Raw genomic sequence first — 16,034 nt, 5'->3', positions numbered from 1 at the left:
CGGGATCGGGCGGGGCCGCATGGCCTCGCCCTCCCCTCCCCCGCCTAGAGAATTCACCCCCAGGGGAATGAAACTATGAACGACCTGACCAAGTTCACGAACCAGATGGCCAAGCCTGAGACCTTCGATCAGATTCAGATCGGTCTCGCGTCGCCCGAGCGTATCCGCTCCTGGTCCTTCGGCGAAATCAAGAAGCCGGAAACCATCAACTATCGCACGTTCAAGCCTGAGCGTGACGGCTTGTTCTGCGCGCGCATCTTCGGTCCCGTGAAGGACTACGAGTGCCTGTGCGGCAAGTACAAGCGCATGAAGTACAAGGGCGTCGTCTGCGAAAAGTGCGGCGTCGAAGTCACCGTGACCAAGGTGCGCCGCGAGCGCATGGGCCACATCGAGCTGGCTGCCCCGGTTGCGCACATCTGGTTCCTCAAGTCGCTGCCTTCGCGCATCGGCCTGCTGCTCGACATGCAGCTCAAGCTGCTTGAGCGCGTCCTCTACTTCGAGAGCTACATCGTTACCGAGCCGGGTCTCACCCCGCTCGAGAAGTACCAGATGCTCACCGAAGACGAGATGCTCGACGCCCAGGACGAGTATGGCGAAGACGCCTTCTCGGCCGGCATCGGCGCCGAGGCCGTCAAGCATATGCTGATGAACCTCGACCTCGAGCAGGAGCGCGCGGACCTTCTCCAGGAGCTTGAGACGACCAAGTCGGAACTCAAGCCCAAGAAGATCATCAAGCGTCTCAAGGTCGTGGAATCGTTCATCGATTCGGGCAACCGCCCCGAATGGATGATCCTCGACGTCGTCCCGGTCATCCCGCCAGAACTGCGCCCGCTAGTGCCGCTGGACGGTGGCCGCTTCGCGACCTCGGATCTCAACGATCTGTATCGCCGCGTCATCAACCGCAACAACCGCCTGAAGCGCCTGATCGAACTGCGCGCGCCTGACATCATCGTGCGCAACGAAAAGCGCATGCTGCAGGAAGCCGTCGACGCCCTGTTCGACAACGGCCGCCGCGGCCGCGTCATCACCGGCGCCAACAAGCGTCCGCTGAAGTCGCTGTCCGACATGCTCAAGGGCAAGCAGGGCCGCTTCCGCCAGAACCTGCTCGGCAAGCGCGTCGACTACTCGGGCCGTTCGGTCATCGTGACCGGACCGGAACTCAAGCTGCACCAGTGCGGCCTGCCCAAGAAGATGGCGCTCGAACTGTTCAAGCCGTTCATCTACGCCCGTCTGGACGCCAAGGGTCTTTCCATGACCCTGAAGCAGGCCAAGAAGTGGGTCGAGAAGGAGCGCAAGGAAGTCTGGGACATCCTGGACGAGGTGATCCGCGAGCACCCGGTCATGCTCAACCGCGCGCCCACGCTCCACCGTCTCGGCATCCAGGCTTTCGAGCCCGTGCTGATCGAGGGCAAGGCGATCCAGCTGCACCCGCTCGTCTGCTCGGCCTTCAACGCCGACTTCGACGGTGACCAGATGGCCGTCCACGTGCCGCTTTCGCTGGAAGCCCAGCTCGAAGCGCGCGTGCTGATGATGTCGACCAACAACATCCTCTCGCCTGCCAACGGCAAGCCGATCATCGTTCCTTCGCAGGACATGGTTCTCGGCCTGTATTACCTGTCGCTCGACCGCGACGGCGAGCCGGGCGAAGGCATGAAGTTTGCCGACATGGCCGAAGTGCACCAGGCGCTTCACGTCGCTGCCGTCACGCTGCACTCGAAGATCGAGGCGCGCGTGCCGCAGACCGACGAGAATGGTCAGCAGTACATGGCGCGCTTCCACACGACGCCGGGCCGCATGCTGCTGGCAGAGTGCCTGCCCAAGTCGCACAAGGTGCCCTTCGACGTCGTCAACCGCCTTCTCACCAAGAAGGAAATCGGTGACGTCATCGATCAGGTCTACCGTCACACCGGCCAGAAGGACACGGTGCTGTTCGCCGACGCGATCATGTCGCTGGGCTTCCGCCACGCGTTCAAGGCCGGCATCTCGTTCGGCAAGGACGACATGATCATCCCGGACAGCAAGGTCGCCCTCGTTGCCGAGACCAAGGAACTGGTCGCGGACTACGAGCAGCAGTACCAGGACGGTCTGATCACCCAGCAGGAAAAGTACAACAAGGTCATCGACGCCTGGAGCCGTTGCGGCGACCAGGTGGCGAACGCCATGATGGACGAGATCAAGGCCCAGCCGATCGATCCCGAGACGGGTCGCATGGCCCAGATCAACTCGATCTACATGATGAGCCACTCCGGTGCGCGTGGTTCGCCAGCGCAGATGAAGCAGCTTGCCGGTATGCGCGGCCTCATGGCCAAGCCGTCGGGCGAGATCATCGAAACCCCGATCATCTCGAACTTCAAGGAAGGTCTGACCGTCCTTGAGTACTTCAACTCGACCCACGGTGCTCGTAAGGGCCTGGCCGATACCGCACTCAAGACGGCGAACTCGGGTTACCTGACCCGCCGTCTCGTCGACGTGTCGCAGGATTGCGTCGTCGTCGTCGACGACTGCGGCACCGAGCGCGCGCTGGAAATGCGTTCGATCGTTCAGGGCGGTTCGGTTATCGCCTCGCTTGCCGAACGTATCCTGGGCCGTACCCTGGCCGAGGACATCGTCGACAAGGAAGGCAACGTCATCGCGACCAAGGGCCAGCTCCTCGACGAGCCCGCGGTTGCCGCGATCGAGGCTACCGGCCTGCAGAACGCACGCATCCGCTCGCCGCTGATCTGCGAAGCCACCCAGGGCGTCTGCGGCACCTGCTACGGGCGTGACCTTGCCCGCGGTACTCCGGTGAACATCGGTGAAGCTGTCGGCGTTATCGCCGCGCAGTCGATCGGTGAGCCGGGCACGCAGCTGACCATGCGTACCTTCCACATCGGCGGTGCGGCGCAGCTCAACGAAACCTCGCACCTCGAAGCGATCAGCGCGGGCCATGTCGAATACCGCGACATCCCGACGATCGTCGACAAGCGCGACCGTCTCCTGTCGCTGGCCCGCAACGGCGAGATCATCCTGTTCGACACCGAGGGCCGTGAACGCGCAATCCACCGCGTGCCTTACGGTACGGTGCTGCTCCACAAGAACGGCGCCAAGGTCGAGCAGGGCGAACGCCTGGCAGAGTGGGATCCGTTCACGCTCCCGATCATCACCGAAACCTCGGGTGTGGTGAAGTATCAGGACCTGATCGATACCCGCACGCTGACCGAGCACGTCGACGATGCGACCGGCATGACCAGCCGCGTCGTCACCGAGGACCGTTCGTCCAGCCGCGCCAAGAAGAAGGAGGACCTGCGTCCGCGCATCACCCTTCTCGATGACGCATCGGGCGAAACCGCGCGCTACATGCTGGCGCCGGGCACCACGCTCTCGGTCGAGGATGGCCAGACGATCGAAGCCGGCGACATCGTTGCCCGTGCTTCGCGCGAAGCCGCCAAGACCCGCGACATTACGGGTGGTCTGCCGCGCGTTGCCGAACTGTTCGAGGCCCGCAAGCCGAAAGACAACGCGGTCATCGCCAAGGTCTCGGGCCGCGTCGAGTTCGTTCGCGACTACAAGGCCAAGCGCAAGATCGCGATCATCCCCGAGGAGGGTGAGCCGGTAGAATACCTGATCCCGAAGTCCAAGGTCGTGGACGTTCAGGAAGGTGACTGGGTCAAGAAGGGCGACAACCTGGTTTCGGGCTCGCCCGATCCCCACGACATTCTGGAAGTCCTCGGCGTGGAAGCGCTGGCGGAATACCTCGTCGCGGAAATCCAGGAAGTCTACCGTCTCCAGGGCGTGAAGATCAACGACAAGCACATCGAGGTGATCGTTCGCCAGATGCTGCAGAAGGTCGAGATCACTGACGGCGGCGACACCACGTTGCTGGCGGCCGAGCAGGTCGACTACGAAGAAATGGCCGAGTACAACGCCAAGCTCGCTCCCGGCCAGAAGCCGGCAGAGGGCAAGCCGGTGCTCTTGGGCATCACCAAGGCCTCGCTGCAGACCCGTTCGTTCATCTCGGCGGCCTCGTTCCAGGAAACCACCCGCGTGCTCACGCAGGCGGCGGTTGAGGGCAAGACCGACTCGCTGATCGGCCTGAAGGAAAACGTCATCGTCGGCCGTCTGATCCCGGCCGGTACCGGTGCAGGCATGAACCGCGTGCGCGTGGCGGCCACCAGCCGCGACGTGGCCCTGCGTGCGGCGACCCGCCGCGTGCAGGAAGCCATGATCCTCGCCAGCACGGCCGAGGAAGAGCACAAGGCTGAACTGGCCCGCAATGCCGCCGACGACCTCGGCGACAGCCCGCTCGCGGCAGTCGAGGGCGAAACCCACGGCACCGACGCGGATGCCGGTGACTACCTGAACCCCGAAGCGGCGGACGGCGACCAGGCATAAGCCTTTAGCCCCCGCCTGACAGGCAAACGAAAAGCCCCGCCGGAGCGATCCGGCGGGGCTTTTTGCTTTTGGGCTATTGCTTGGGGAAGAGGATCGGCTTGGCGTCCTGCGTGGGGGCTTCGACAGGCTCAGCCTGAGCGGGACGAAGAGAGGTCCGGTAATCCCCTGTTTGCTACGCCAGAAGAGCCGGGAGCGCTAAACCCGGATCACTCCGCCGCGACGGCGGCCGCTTCTGCTTCGGCGGCTTCGATCTCGGCCGCCTTGGCTTCCACCAGCGACACGATGTGATCGAGCATCGTCTCGCTCTGGATGGTGTGGTCCGACACGCCCGAGAGATAGACCATGTGCTTGCCGTTCCCGCCGCCGGTCAGGCCGATGTCGGTCTCGCGCGCTTCACCCGGGCCGTTGACGACGCAGCCGAGGACCGAGAGCGAGAGCGGGGTCTTGATGTGCTGCAGGCGGTCTTCCAGCGCCTCTACGGTGCGGATCACGTCGAAGCCCTGACGGGCGCAGGACGGGCAGGAAACAACGCGCACGCCGCGGGTGCGCAGGCCCAGTGCTTTGAGCATCTCGAAGCCGACACGCACTTCTTCTTCCGGCTCGGCCGAAAGCGAGACGCGCAGAGTGTCGCCGATGCCCGACCACAGCAGCATGCCCATGCCGATCGAGGACTTGACCGTGCCGCCGATCAACCCGCCAGCTTCGGTGATGCCGAGGTGCAGCGGGCAGTCCACGGCGTCCGCCAGCCCTTGGTAGGCGGCAACCGCGAGGAACACGTCGGAAGCCTTCACTGCCACCTTGAATTCGTGGAAGTCGTGGTCCTGCAGCAGCTTGATGTGATCCATCGCCGATTCGACCAGCGCATCGGGGCACGGCTCGCCGTATTTTTCGAGGAGGTGGCGTTCCAGGCTGCCGCCGTTGACGCCGATGCGGATCGCGCAGCCATTGGCCTTGGCGGCGCGCACCACTTCGGCCACGCGCTCGGCCGAACCGATGTTGCCGGGGTTGATGCGCAGGCAGGCAGCGCCTGCGTCCGCCGCTTCCAGCGCGCGCTTGTAGTGGAAATGGATGTCCGCGATCAGCGGGACCCGCGCCGCGCGGGCGATTTCGCGGAAGGCAGCGGTGCTTTCCACGTCGGGACACGAAACACGGATAAGGTCCGCCCCGGCATCCTCGCAGCGCCGGATCTGGTCGATCGTGGCGCCGGCATCGGACGTGAGGGTGTTGGTCATGGTCTGCACCGTGATCGGCGCATCGCCGCCAACGGGCACGGCTCCGACCATGATCTGGCGGCTCTTGCGGCGCTCGATATCGCGCCAGGGACGAATGGAAGACATGGCTACCCTATAGGCGCTGCGGATGACGTATTGAAGCCGAATCCGGTGCGGCTTTTGCCGTCATGCGAATTGAGGCATTGAGACGCGATGACGAACGAGATGCTGAACGACGACGATCACCGCGAACTGCCCCTCCTGTTCGGCCGGGTACTGGATGGAGAAGGCGGCGCGCGCGAAATCGGCTGGGAAGCGGCGCGGGACTGGCAGCCCGCCAGAAACGGCGAAGTCCTGTGGGTCCACCTGCTGCGCACCCATCCCGGCCTTGAGGAATGGCTGATGGACGACCTGACCATTTCCGAGCCGACGGCCGAATTGCTGACCAGTGATGCCACCCGTCCGCGCGCCTTTCGCGAAGGCCAGGCCCTTGTCGCCACGCTGCGCGGCATCAACTTCAACCCCGGCGCCGACCCCGAAGATATGCTCTCGATGCAATTGTGGAGCGATGGAGCGCGCGTCATCACCCTGCGGCGCGATCCGCTGCAAACGCCCCGGCTGGTGCGGGGCGACCTTGATGCAGGGCTGGGGCCGGTCGATGCCGGGTCACTTGTTACCGCGCTGACCGAACACCTGATCGAGCGCATGAGCCACGCCATCGTCGACATGAACGCAGTGATCGACGAGCTTGAGGACGAGACGATCGAAAGCGATGCCGTCGAGACGCTCGACAAGATCGCGATGATCCGGCGCAATTGTCTGGCCTTGAAACGGCACATGTCGCCGCAGCACGAGGCGCTGCTGGCGATCGCCCACGGCGCGCCGGGCTGGTTCGAGGAACACGACCGGCGCGAGATCGCCGAATCCATCGCCCGTCTGCGTCGCTATCTCGACGATCTGGACATCAGCAAGGAATCCGCGATCGTCCTGCAGGATGACATCCGCGCCCGCGCGGCCGCCAACAGCCAGCGCACGCAATACGTGCTGGCTGTGGTGGCGGGAATATTCCTGCCTCTGACCTTCATCACCGGGCTGCTGGGCATCAACGTCGGCGACATTCCGCTGGCGGAGACCGGCTCGCACGGGTTCTGGATCATCTGCGGTCTGTGCGCGGGGCTGCTTGTCGTCGAAGTCCTGCTGCTGCGCCGGCTGAAGTGGGTGTAGGCGTCCGCCCTACCCGGCGAGAAGCGCGGAGAACAGCAATTCCTCGTCCCGCTTTTCGCCGACCATGAAGTGGATGTCTGCGACTTTGCCGAAGCCATAACGCGCGTAGAACTTCTGCGCGCCGGGATTGTCGGAATAGACCGAGAGCTGGATTTCGTCGGCACCGAAAGCGGCGGCTTCCGCCAGCGCCCAATCCATCAACCGCGCGCCGATGCCCTGCCCGGTTGCTTCAGGCGCGGTGTAAAGCTGCTTGAGTTCGATCACTTTGGCGCCGCGCGCATGTTCGGGCCAGCCGCAGTGCATCACCAGCTTGCAGAAGCCGAGCAGTTGCCCGTCATCCTCGGCCAGCACGACGCGCAGGGCGGGGTCGGCGATTTCCTTCGCGACTTTCTCCTCGCTATGCGATTCGCCGAGGAAATTCGCGAGATCCTCGGGCCGATAGAGGTGCCCGAACTTGGCAACGAAACTGTCGGTGCCGAGGCGGGCCAGCGAAGCGGCATCGGAGCCTTGCGCAAAACGAATGTCCATCCGGGCAGTTATCGCCGCCCCGCCCACAGCGTCAATCGCCATGTCCGCAGATGCGCGCAGGCTATAGCTGCAAGGTCATGCACATCGAGAAATCGTCCGCGACGTAATCGCCGAAAGGTGGGCACTCCGCAAAGCCGTGGGCGCGGTAGAGGTTCTGGGCAGGCTGAAACGCCGCTGGCCGTCCGGTTTCGAGGCTGACGCGGGCATAGCCGCGCTCCCGCGCCTCGGCCAGGAGCCGCCCCAGGATCGCCTTGCCCACGCCCCGGCCGCGATAGGCCGGAGCAGCGCGCATGGATTTGAGTTCTCCGTGGCCGTCGCCAAGGTGCTTGATGGCGCCGCATCCGGCCAGCATCTCACCGTCCCAGGCCGAGAAGAACGCGACGTCCGGCTGGCGCAGCCGCGCGGCGGGCATGGCGTGGACACTTTCGGGCGGAGACCACTGGCGCATTTCGTCGAGGTGCAGCTGGAGCAGTGCGAGTACGCTTTCGCCGCTCAGGTCGTCAGGGATGATGCGCAGATCCGCGATCATGCTTCTACTGCCCCGAATACTTGTCGGCCTTGCGGCGGCCCATGCGCATCCCCGCTTCCAGCCTTGCCCTGAGCTGGGTGTAGTATTCGGACAGGAAGCGCCGCTCGTCACCCCAGCCGTCGCTGCGACCGATCTTGGCGGCGATGGTCTGGTAGACGGTTTCGATCGATTCGCCGCGATCCTCGCGCAGCACGCGTTCCAAGGACTGCAGTTCGAATTCGCCGTAGACGGCCAGTTCCGCTTCCTCGAAACGGTACTTTTGCGTGGGCGCGGTTTCTTCCTCGCCCGCCGGGGCCTGCACCGCCGTCATCGCCGCTTCCAGCTTCTGGCGCGGGCGTTCCAGCACCCAGCTACCCGCGATCACGTCTCCGGCGCGCAGGCGGTCGCGGTTGAACAGGGGGAACAGCATGAAGATGCCGAACCAGCCCGCCGCCGCCAGCCACGCCATGCCGCTGTCCGCGCCGGCCATCATGATCAGCGGGATGGGCAGGAACAGTTCGATATCGCGTAGCAGGTTGCGGGCGATCACCATCTCGGCGGTAAGGCGGCCGCCGTCACGCGCGGCGATGCGTATGCCGGTAAGCCGCTTGCCCGGCGTCGCTCCGCGCGGGCCCAGCTCGAAATAGAGAAAGTAGGCGTTGCGGAATAGGAACATGATGACGATCCACACGATCATCAGGAACTGCAGCGCCTGCGCCGAGGCGCCCTTGCCCTCGGCCTCACGCATGAACTGGCCGACGCCGCCGGCGATCTGCGCCAGCGCCAGGGTTGAGCAGACCATCAGCACGGCGATGAAGATCAGGTCGAGGATCAGGGCGCCCAGCCGCGCCCCGCGCCCTGCCACCGTCACCGGCAGCGAAATACCTTCGGGGGTGACGAGGATGCGCTCCTTCCGGGAGCGCGGCCGGCGGATGGAGGCGGCGGCCTTCATCGGCGTGCCCCGGCGCGCGCATTGCCCCGGAAGGCGAAGAAATAGGCGCACCACAGCATCAGCATGAAGCCGCCGATGGCGAAGCGGCCGAAGGTATTGTCGACCAACTGGCGCGCGAAGCCTTCGAGCAGCGCGGCGACCACCAGCATCAGCACCACGCCGGTCATCACCACGGCCGCACGGCGCCCCGCCTCGGCGGTGGCCTCAAGGATCGGGCGATCGCCGGGAAAGGCCAGTGCGCGGCCGATGTGCAGCCCCGCTGCGCCCGCCAGCAGGATCGCGAACAGTTCGGTGGTGCCGTGCACGCAGATCCAGCCCGCAAAATCGGTCAGCAGGCCCGCACCGTGATACAGCCATGCCATCGCGCCAAGCAACGCGAGATTGTGGATCAGCAGCAGCAGCGTCGGGATGCCGAAGGCGAAGCCAAGCGCAAAGGCAAGGATAGAAACCTGCGCATTGTTGCTGAAAAGCTGGGCGGCGAACACGCTCAGCCCGTCCCGCTCCTGTTCGCCGAACAAGGTGCCCCTCAGGGCCTGCGCCGTCGCGCCCGGCACCCGGGCGCCGGCCATGTCGCGCGAGATCAGCGAAAAATACCACTCGGGATCGTGCGAGACGAGCAGCCAGCCGACCGCTACGCCCGCCACCATCACCGCCAGCGCCACGACGATGTCGAGCCAGATCGCCCTTACCGCCGCGCTCCAGCCGCCACCGAGGAAGCCGCCCAGCCATTCGGCCAGCGACGAACGCGGGCCGTAGACGACGAACCAGGCCCGCTGCACCAGCGCTTCGAGATAGGCCAGCGTGGCGGCATCCAGCGAAGTCTCGCGCGCGATGGAAAGGCTGGAGGCGACGGTGCGGTAAAGGCCGGGCAATGCCAGCAGGTCCTCGTCGGAGATACGGCGCAGGCGACCTTTCTCCATGCGGACGACGATGGCTTCCAGTCGCTGCCAGTCGGCCTCGCGCTCGATACGGAAACGATCGGAGCGCAGTGCGGCGATCTCGATCGCGTTGACCGGCATATCGGGGGAGGCCGAGGCGGAAATGGCGTTCATCCGATCGCTCCGGCGCGCTTGATGGCAAGATAGGCGTCGAGCAGGCGCGTGCCCACGTTCTGCCAGGGCGCTTCCAGCACGTCGACGCCGATCTGGCGCAGCCGCCGTATGACCAGCGCACGCTGGCGCAGCAGCTGGTCGGCAGAAACCGCCATCGACAGGATTTCCAGATCGTCCGGCTGGGCGGCGGAAAGGCCCTCCAACTCCTCGTCGGCCATGGTAACGAACAGGACGACATGGCGCGAAACGAGGCGGCCCACGCTTTCGATCATCAGCTGCGCGCTGGTCGGGTCGGCAAAGTCGGAGAACACCACGATCAGCGAGCGGCGCTTCAGGCGGCTGGCCAGAGTTGCCAGCGCCAGGGTGAAATTGGGCTCCTCCGAGCGGTATTCCAGCCCGGCGGCGGCGCGCTGCAGGCGGTGAAATTCGGCGCTGGCCGCGATGAACGGGGTCGAGACTTCGGGGCGCGAGGCGAAGCCGAACAGCGAGACGCGGTCCCCGCCCTTGAGCGCGACGAATGCGGTCGCCAGCGCGGCGGAAACCGCGCGGTCAAGCCGGGGCATGCCCGCGATCGGCTCGCACATCGCCTGCCCGCAGTCGAAGGCGAAGACGACCTGGTTGTTGCGCTCGGTCTCGTATTCCTTGGCGTAGAGATGGACGTGGCGGGCCGAGCTTTTCCAGTCGATGCGGCGGCGGTCCATGCCGGGCTGATATTCGGCCAGCGATTCGAACTGGGTGCCTTCGCCCCGGATGCGCCGGGCGAGCAGGCCGTACTGGGCGTCCTTGAGGAAAGTCTGCAAAGCGGGGGAGCGGACGGCGGCGATGTTCGGCCATATCCGCACCGCTTCGTCGAGATCGCCGGTCATCTGCCGCGCGCCAAGGCCCAGCGGCCCGGTCCAGCGCAGCCACGCGCGCACCACTTTGCCCGTGCCGCGGCGCGATGCAGCGAACGCACCGCTGCCGCTCCAGCCCTCATCGCCCCCGGCAAGTGGAAAGACCAGTCGCCCCCCGGCGGTCAGGCGCGGGTCGCATTCCAACGCCATTTCCGCGCGTGAGGGGCGGCCGCCGCGAAACAGCAACTGCGCCCCGATCGCCTCTTCGTTGCCCACTTCGATGTCGGCGGGGACGGCAACCCGCAGGTCCTCCACCCGCCCGGCCAGCAGCCCGTCGGCGATCACCAGCACCAGAATTACCAGGCATGCCACCGGCGCGATCACCCACAGGGCGGGCTGCGCCGCCGCGATCAGCAGCGCTACCGGTGCCGCAAGCGCCAGCAGCACTGCCGCGCGGGCTGTCGGCACGATCGGCGCGCCTGAAAATCGGGGAGGACGGCTGCTCACCGTCAGCGCGGCGCTTCGGTCTGTTCGACCAGCTGGCGCACCAGTGCCTCAACCTGCTTGCCCTCGATCTCGGCAGCGGGGCTGAGGAGCAGGCGGTGACGCAGAACCGCCGTTGCCAAAGCCTTCACATCATCAGGCACCACATAGTCGCGCCCGTCGAGCGCGGCGCGTGCCCGCGCGGCGCCGGCCAGCAGCACCGCCGAACGCGGCGAGGCGCCGGAAGACAGGTCCGCGCTTTCCCGCGTGGCCCGCACCAGCCGCACGATGTAGTCGATCACGCTGTCCGCCAGCTTCACCGAGGCGACCGCGCGGGTCGCGCCTTCCAGCTGGGCGGGGGTGATGATCGCGGTGATGCCGACTTCGGCGGGCGTGGGCGCGCCCCGGTTCTCACCGTAACGCGCAACGATGCGGCGTTCCTCGTCGGCGCTGGGATAATCCACCAGGAGCTTGAACAGGAAGCGGTCGAGCTGCGCTTCGGGCAGCGGATAGACGCCCTGGCTCTCGATCGGGTTCTGCGTGGCCACCACGGTGAAGTGGGGGGGAAGCGCGTGGGCGGTGCCGTCCAGCGTGACGCGGCGTTCCTGCATGGCTTCCAGCAGCGCCGCCTGAGTCTTGGGCGGAGTGCGGTTGATCTCGTCCGCCAGCAGCATGTCGCAGAAGATCGGCCCGTGGGTGAGGGTGAACTGGCTGGTCTGGAAGTTGAACAGGTTGGAGCCGAGAATGTCGCCCGGCATCAGGTCCGGGGTGAACTGGATACGTCCGAAATCAAGGCCCAGCGTTGCCGCGAAGCATTGGGCAAGGAAAGTCTTGGCGGTGCCCGGGGGGCCTTCCAGCAGCACATGGCCGCGCGCCATCAGCGCGATCAGCAGATGTTCCACGGTGTCGGCCTGCCCGATCACGCCCTTGGCGACTTCGACGCGAATGGCCTGGGCCAGGGCGGCAACGGCTGCGATACCGGCGTTGCCTTGCGGTGCCGGTTCGGAAACGCCCGGATGGGAAAGGCCCAAATCGGAAAGGGGCGTGTCGGTCATCGGATCAGCATCCTTTCGAGCGCATGAAGGTCGCGCGCGGCTTTCAGAAGGTCATGCGGACGCCGCGCTGCCTTCAGGCGGCCGGCGATAACGGAAAAAGGTTCACCCTCGTGGCGTCGGGCGGCAAGGGCGCGGTCGATCGCGGCGTCGGCGCGCTCAGGGTCGAGTGTGCGCGGCAGGGCCAGGGCCTGCACCAGCCGCTCGCGCGAATGATCGGCATAGGGCCCGCCGAGCAGGTGCCAGCGGCGGGTGCGGCGCACAAAGCCGGCGGCGTTCGAGACCAAAGCGCGCTTGCCGAACGCGATCGCCCGGCCTTGCACAAGCGGCGGGCCAAAGCGCATGAACCCCCGCCAGCCGACCACCAGCGCCGCCAGCAGCAGGCACAGCGTCGCCGCCAGGAACGGCGGGGTGAAGGCCAACGTCAGCAGGTTCTGCGAGCGGCCGTAACCGGGCAGTGTCATGTCGAAGCTGACCGAGGCGCCCTGCTTCACGCCGCTTGCGCGGACCAGTGCCTCGGCCAGGCGCGCATTCTCGATCCGGGCCATGCCGTAATTGTCGAGCAAGTCGGGTTCGAAAACGATGATTACGGGGTAACGTTCCTCGTCTTCCTCGTCAGGGTACGTGATCGGACCTTGCGCCATGGCTTCCAGTTCGGCGTAGTATCCGCCGTCGCTCATGAAGCCCGCAAGCGTCAGCTTCCCGTCGCGGCTGCCGACGATGCGCACAAGACCTTCCCCCTGACCGGACAGCACAAATCGCCCGTCCGGCAGCGCACCCGAAAGACCCGCGCCCTGCCACGCGGCAGCCCTCTCGGGCAGCGCAGTGACCTTTACAGACAGCGTATCGAGGAAACCCTGCCATTCGGGCGGCATCGTGCCGGACAGGCGCACCCAGCCGGTCTTCGCGTCGTTTTTCTGTTCGCGCGTGGGCTGGGTCGCCATCCACTTGGGCGCGATGATGAGCGTGGGGCCCATATAGCGGCGGTTGGCGACGATCTTTTCGATCTTTTTGCCGTCTGCAAGGGCAGGCGGGGTCAGCACCAGCAGGCCCGGCTTGTCCAGCGCGCCTTCGTTGCGCACCCGGCTCACCGCGTAACCGCGCCGTTCGATGTAATCGGCAAAGGCAGCGTAGCCGTTGAGGCCCCTGCCCTCTGCATGGGCCTGCCCATCATTGGCGGACCCCATGCCGGTGCCGGTCGCGATCATCCACAGCAGCGCCACGAACAGCGCTCCGCCGAGCAGGACGATGGCCAGCACTGCCCAGCGCGAAAACGGATTGGCGCCGACCGCGATGCCGGCTGCGGTGCCAGCTGTGGGGGAGGCGGCCCTGCCCGTGCTCATGCGCGCAGTTCAATCTGCGCGAACCGGGCATAAGCGCTGCGGGCCGCGTTCCAGTCCCCCGCGTCGAGGTCGCGCAGCGCGAATACCGCGCGCTCCACCCGCTCGGCGATCACCGCGAAAGCGCTGCGCCCGGCATCGGGCAGCATCGGCAGCACGGCGATTTCGCGCGCGGTGGAGGCGGCGTTCAGCCAATCGGGCCGGGCATCGGAAATCTGGCGGACGCTGCGCCGCAGCAGCAAATGCGCTGCTTCGCCGAACTTGCCCTGAGCGGCCAGCCGATCGGCATCTTCCAGCAGGGCCACCGCTTCTGCCCGGTCCGGCGTCCAGTGCACTTCCTCGGGCGCGGGCTGGCGCATGCGCCACTTGTCCAACAGCGGTTCGATGGCGATGCGCCAGAGCAGGAACAGCGCCAGCAGCACGCCGAGCGCGATCAGGACATACTGGAACACCGGCCATGACATGCCGAGCAGTTCACCGATGGGGCTGAAAATCTTTTCGAGAAACCGGCCTAGCGCTTTGAGCCATTCCGGACTCGTCTGCGTATCGGGCATGCGCGGTTCGGGCAGCGGGGCATACTGGATGTCGGCGGTATCGCGCACGGCCTTCCAGTCATCGGCCCCGCCATTGGCCAATCCAGCCGCAGAGGACCCTGCGGCCGAACCCGCGCCTTGACCTCCGCCAACCGTCACAAGCGCAGGATTGCACGGGCGCCAGAGCTGCGCAAGCGCTTGCTACTGCGTGTTAATCGCCCGTCGCACCGGCCGCGCCGATGCAGCCTGCGGGCGACCGACCCTTCAGCCGCGTGCCCGTGCCCGGCGATAGGTGCCCAGCGGGCGCACGTACTTGCAGTGGAACGCCAGTTCCTGCAGCGCCATGTCGACGCGCGCCTCGCCGGGGGCGCCTTCGATATCGGCGTAGAAGGTCGTCGCCGCGAAGCTGGCCTGGGCCTGATAGCTTTCCAGCTTGGTCATGTTGACGCCGTTCGTCGCGAATCCGCCCAGCGCCTTGTAGAGCGCGGCGGGGATGTTCTTCACCTCGAAGATGAAAGTGGTCATCGCCGGCTGGTCCTTCAGTTCGAAGGGGTCCAGCGGTTCGCGCGCCAGCACCACGAAGCGGGTGGTGTTGTCGGCCGCGTCCTCGACATTCTCCTCGATCACGTCGAGGCCGTAGAGCTGGGCCGCCAGCTTCGGGGCGATGGCGCAGGAATCGGGGTCGCCGGCCTCGCGCACCAGCGCGGCGGCGCCGGCGGTGTCGGCATAGGCCATCGGCACGATGCCACGTTCGCGAAGATAGTGGCGCGACTGGCCCAGCGCCTGCGGATGGCTGTAGGCGGCCGAAAACGGCCCCTTGGCGCCGGGCAGCGCCATCAGCGCGTGATGGATCGACATGAAATGCTCACCCACGATCGACAGCCCGCTTTCGGGCAGCAGGAAGTGGATGTCGGCAACGCGGCCATGCTGGGAATTCTCGATCGGGATGATCGCGCGGGCGGCCCGGCCTTCCTTCACCGCATCCAGCGCATCCTCGAACGAGAAGCACGGCAGCGGCAGGCAATCCCCGTCATATTCAAGGGCGGCGCGGTGGCCGTTGCAGCCGGGCGCGCCCTGCAAGGCGACGGCCTTTTCGGGGCTGGCGAGGGCGGCGGCTTCCATTTCGCCGACAAGGGCGATCGCGGGCTGGGGATAGGCGTTCATGACTAGCGCGCGATTAGGCGGCAATCGCGATATCCGCAATGGCTCTTGCGCTGGATCAAGGCGCCCATTAGGACCCCGAGCCACAGGATGAGCTTAAATAAGCCGCAGGGGCATGCACGAATGGACGATCGTTTCAATACTATCGCCGGCTGGACTTTATTCTCGGGCATCGTCGGCCTGGGGCTGAGCATTGCCAGCGGAATGTACTTTCAGGCTGACAAGCATCACGCCCCCGAGACGGCGGGCTATCCGGTCGAAGGCGTAGCAGAGAAGGGCGAAGGCGGCGCCGACGTGCCGATCGCAACGCTTCTGGCCAGCGCCGACGTGGCGAAGGGCCAGGCGACTTTCGCCAAGTGCACCTCGTGCCACACCATCAATTCGGGCGGCGCCAACGGCATCGGCCCCAACCTCCACGGCGTCGTCGGCGAGGCGATCGGCAAGGGCGTGGGCGGTTTCGCGTTCTCCGACGCCCTAAAGAGCAAGGGCGGCAACTGGTCGTTCGATGCGCTGAACGATTGGCTCAAGAGCCCCAAGGCCTATGCGCCGGGGACCAAGATGACCTTCGCCGGCCTTTCGAAGCCGGAAGACCGGGCTAACATCATCGCCTATCTGAACACGCAGGGTTCCAACCTGCCGCTGCCGGCGGCCGGTGCAGCGCCCGCTGCGGATGCCGCTGCTGCCCCCGCCGCCGAAGGAGCAGCCGCTCCCGAAGCGAGCGAGGCTGCCGCGCAGTAACAACTGCCATCCGGCTCTGCCGGTTGAAAACGGTCCGCTAGCGCCGCC

Annotated in this window: 13 protein-coding genes; 3 read left to right on the top strand and 10 right to left on the bottom strand. The window is 66.0% G+C overall.

Annotated features, from left to right (window positions below; genetic code table 11):
• The first annotated feature begins 75 nt into the window (after positions 1-75).
• Positions 76-4,371, top strand: a complete 4,296-nt coding sequence (rpoC, locus tag TQ38_RS01695) for a DNA-directed RNA polymerase subunit beta' (RefSeq protein ID WP_043973827.1) — start codon at positions 76-78, stop codon at positions 4,369-4,371.
• Positions 4,372-4,577: 206 nt separating this feature from the next.
• Here rpoC and ispG read toward each other — a convergent pair whose 3' ends face one another.
• The gene (ispG, locus tag TQ38_RS01690; protein ID WP_043973829.1) at positions 4,578-5,708 is read right to left on the bottom strand and encodes a flavodoxin-dependent (E)-4-hydroxy-3-methylbut-2-enyl-diphosphate synthase; all 1,131 of its coding nucleotides are present in this window, start codon (positions 5,706-5,708) and stop codon (positions 4,578-4,580) included.
• Positions 5,709-5,795: 87 nt separating this feature from the next.
• Between ispG and TQ38_RS01685 the strand changes: the two genes are divergently transcribed.
• Positions 5,796-6,806, top strand: coding sequence for a CorA family divalent cation transporter (locus TQ38_RS01685; RefSeq protein ID WP_043973832.1), 1,011 nt, complete (start codon positions 5,796-5,798; stop codon positions 6,804-6,806).
• A 9-nt stretch (positions 6,807-6,815) separates the two neighbouring features.
• Here TQ38_RS01685 and TQ38_RS01680 read toward each other — a convergent pair whose 3' ends face one another.
• From TQ38_RS01680 to TQ38_RS01640, 9 genes are all read right to left on the bottom strand, one after another.
• Positions 6,816-7,334: a GNAT family N-acetyltransferase gene (locus TQ38_RS01680; RefSeq protein WP_043973835.1), complete on the bottom strand. Its 519-nt coding sequence runs from the start codon at positions 7,332-7,334 to the stop codon at positions 6,816-6,818.
• A 61-nt stretch (positions 7,335-7,395) separates the two neighbouring features.
• Positions 7,396-7,863, bottom strand: coding sequence for a GNAT family N-acetyltransferase (locus tag TQ38_RS01675; protein WP_043973837.1), 468 nt, complete (start codon positions 7,861-7,863; stop codon positions 7,396-7,398).
• A gap of 4 nt (positions 7,864-7,867) precedes the next feature.
• On the bottom strand, positions 7,868-8,794 hold the full coding sequence (locus tag TQ38_RS01670) for an RDD family protein (RefSeq protein ID WP_043973839.1): 927 nt from the start codon (positions 8,792-8,794) through the stop codon (positions 7,868-7,870).
• Positions 8,791-9,846 (bottom strand): stage II sporulation protein M, encoded by a 1,056-nt coding sequence (locus TQ38_RS01665; protein WP_043973842.1) that lies wholly within the window; start codon positions 9,844-9,846, stop codon positions 8,791-8,793. The genes TQ38_RS01670 and TQ38_RS01665 overlap by 4 nt, the downstream gene beginning before the upstream one ends.
• On the bottom strand, positions 9,843-11,147 hold the full coding sequence (locus tag TQ38_RS01660) for a DUF58 domain-containing protein (RefSeq protein WP_240197924.1): 1,305 nt from the start codon (positions 11,145-11,147) through the stop codon (positions 9,843-9,845). The genes TQ38_RS01665 and TQ38_RS01660 overlap by 4 nt, the downstream gene beginning before the upstream one ends.
• A gap of 41 nt (positions 11,148-11,188) precedes the next feature.
• Entirely contained in the window at positions 11,189-12,217 is a 1,029-nt protein-coding gene (locus TQ38_RS01655; RefSeq protein ID WP_240197923.1) for a MoxR family ATPase, read from the bottom strand.
• Positions 12,214-13,557 (bottom strand): DUF4350 domain-containing protein, encoded by a 1,344-nt coding sequence (locus TQ38_RS01650; protein WP_043973847.1) that lies wholly within the window; start codon positions 13,555-13,557, stop codon positions 12,214-12,216. The genes TQ38_RS01655 and TQ38_RS01650 overlap by 4 nt, the downstream gene beginning before the upstream one ends.
• Positions 13,554-14,156: a hypothetical protein gene (locus tag TQ38_RS01645; protein WP_240197922.1), complete on the bottom strand. Its 603-nt coding sequence runs from the start codon at positions 14,154-14,156 to the stop codon at positions 13,554-13,556. The genes TQ38_RS01650 and TQ38_RS01645 overlap by 4 nt, the downstream gene beginning before the upstream one ends.
• Before the next feature lie 195 nt (positions 14,157-14,351).
• Positions 14,352-15,251, bottom strand: a complete 900-nt coding sequence (locus TQ38_RS01640) for a prephenate dehydratase (protein WP_043973852.1) — start codon at positions 15,249-15,251, stop codon at positions 14,352-14,354.
• 120 nt (positions 15,252-15,371) lie between these two features.
• On the opposite strand from TQ38_RS01640, the gene TQ38_RS01635 reads away from it, so the two are divergent.
• Complete coding sequence (locus TQ38_RS01635) at positions 15,372-15,986, top strand: cytochrome c family protein (protein WP_043973854.1); 615 nt, start codon at positions 15,372-15,374, stop codon at positions 15,984-15,986.
• Positions 15,987-16,034 lie beyond the last annotated feature (48 nt).

The sequence above is a fragment of the Novosphingobium sp. P6W genome, assembly GCF_000876675.2.
GTDB lineage: Bacteria > Pseudomonadota > Alphaproteobacteria > Sphingomonadales > Sphingomonadaceae > Novosphingobium.
The sequence above is the reverse complement of the archived record's forward strand: the minus strand, read 5'-3'. Positions and strand labels throughout refer to the sequence as shown.